This window comes from Mesorhizobium sp. M0678 (assembly GCF_040320505.1).
GTDB lineage: Bacteria > Pseudomonadota > Alphaproteobacteria > Rhizobiales > Rhizobiaceae > Mesorhizobium.
In genome coordinates, this window is sequence record NZ_JAMYPT010000089.1 from 1 (window position 1) to 528 (window position 528).

Here is a 528-nt window from a genome sequence, read left to right on the forward strand (position 1 = left end):
GCATGCTGCGCGGCGTCAACATCCTCGCCGACGCGGTGAAGGTCACGCTCGGCCCCAAGGGCCGCAACGTCGTCATCGACAAGTCGTTCGGCGCACCGCGCATTACCAAGGACGGCGTCACCGTCGCCAAGGAAATCGAGCTTGAAGACAAGTTCGAGAACATGGGCGCGCAGATGGTCCGCGAAGTTGCTTCGAAGACCAACGACATCGCCGGCGACGGCACCACCACCGCGACCGTTCTGGCGCAGTCGATCGTCCAGGAAGGCCACAAGGCGGTTGCCGCCGGCATGAACCCGATGGACCTCAAGCGCGGCATCGACCTCGCCGTCGCCGATGTCGTCGCGACGCTGATCAAGAACGCCAAGAAGATCAAGACCTCGGAAGAGGTTGCCCAGGTCGGCACCATCGCCGGCAATGGCGACGTTTCGGTCGGCTCGATGATCGCGGAAGCGATGCAGAAGGTCGGCAATGAGGGCGTCATCACCGTCGAGGAAGCAAAGACCGCCGAGACCGAGCTTGAAGTCGTTG

Annotated in this window: 1 protein-coding gene; it reads left to right on the forward strand. The window is 63.1% G+C overall.

The features are described 5' to 3' along the window. Positions 1–2: 2 nt before the first annotated feature. Positions 3–528 (forward strand): TCP-1/cpn60 chaperonin family protein (locus tag NKI29_RS33405; protein WP_352798703.1); only part of this gene is annotated, 526 nt, incomplete at its 3' end.